Below are 289 nucleotides of genomic sequence, written 5' to 3'. Positions count from 1 at the left end.
CCCCTCAAGATGAGATTTCCCAGTATGTAAGACCCCTTGTAGACGACGAGGTAGATAGGTTGGAGGTGGAAGTGCAGCAATGCATGGAGCTGACCAATACTAATCGGTCGAGGGCTTATCCAAAAAAATAAATCGTAGATTCGTTTCGTATCTAGTTTTCAAGTGATCAAACACTTGAACGTTTGGTGGCGATAGCGGAGGGGTTCCACGCGTACCCATCCCGAACACGACCGTTAAGCCCTCCAGCGCCGATGGTACTTGGACCGAAGGGTCCTGGGAGAGTAGGACG

At 50.5% G+C, this 289-nt stretch carries 2 rRNA genes; both read left to right on the top strand.

The annotated features are described in order from the left end of the window. Window positions 1–123: ribosomal RNA gene (locus tag KI379_RS33790) — 23S ribosomal RNA — on the top strand; the annotation flags it as partial. A 58-nt stretch (window positions 124–181) separates the two neighbouring features. Continuing rightward, a 5S ribosomal RNA gene (gene rrf / locus KI379_RS33785) occupies window positions 182–289 on the top strand; the annotation flags it as partial.

Source organism: Paenibacillus cineris, assembly GCF_018333335.1.
GTDB lineage: Bacteria > Bacillota > Bacilli > Paenibacillales > Paenibacillaceae > Paenibacillus_AQ > Paenibacillus_AQ favisporus.
The sequence above is the reverse complement of the archived record's forward strand: the minus strand, read 5'-3'. Positions and strand labels throughout refer to the sequence as shown.